1 pseudogene is annotated in these 769 nt (G+C 72.0%); it reads right to left on the reverse strand.

From position 1 onward, the window contains the following. A pseudogene (locus FVW27_RS17825) lies at positions 1-769 on the reverse strand (DUF3880 domain-containing protein); the annotation flags it as partial.

A 769-nucleotide genomic window follows, 5' to 3' on the forward strand; every position in this document is an offset into this window, starting at 1 on the left:
GGCGTTCAGGCAGCGCACCCGCCGGGCAAGGGCGCATTCCTCCGCCCCCAGGCCTGCCGCGCGCACCGCGTTGCCGGGCCACAGTTGCGCAATGCCGAGGCGCGCCGTCCACCAGTGGAAGTCGGGCCGGCAGTGGAAGTCGGGTCGAAGACCGGGCGCATCGAGCAGGGCAAGGGCCTCGTCCAGCAGGGCCGGGGCTATATGCTGCCCCGCGAAAAAGCCCCCCTTGCCGGGGAAGGCGGATCGGCCCACGAACACCACGGGATTCAGGTCGGCCACGCCTGCCGGAGATGGTTGGGGCGTTCCGGCGGCGTGCCCTTCAACGGACGGCTTTGGCCCGAAAAATTCCGGTCCTGTGGCCAGCGGCAGGTGCAGCACCCGCCGCGCCCTGTGGGCGCGCAACAGGGGGATGAACGAGGCGTCGGTGACGCACAGCAACGCCCCCCGCCACCAAGGCCCGCGCAGGGCCGAGAGCAGGTGGAAGGGATTGTCCACGCACCAGATGGCAACGTCCACCCCGCAGGCACGCAGCAGGTGGAAGCGTTCGCCCCAGGCGTCGAGGCCTTGCAGATTCACGCTCAGGAACAGTTCCGGGCGCTGGTCGGCCAGCAGGCGGGGCAGGTCGGCGTGCAGGGTGTCCGGATCGGCCCGGCGCGGGGTCAGCCCCTCTGCGGCAAGGGCTGACTCCAGTTCCGGCAGCAGCAGCGAGCCTTCCGTGCCGGGCAGCAGCACGGTGCGGGACCGGGCGGTACGCGGCCCGACGCGGCCC

It is taken from the genome of Nitratidesulfovibrio liaohensis (assembly GCF_011682075.1).
Classification (GTDB): Bacteria; Desulfobacterota; Desulfovibrionia; order Desulfovibrionales; family Desulfovibrionaceae; genus Cupidesulfovibrio; species Cupidesulfovibrio liaohensis.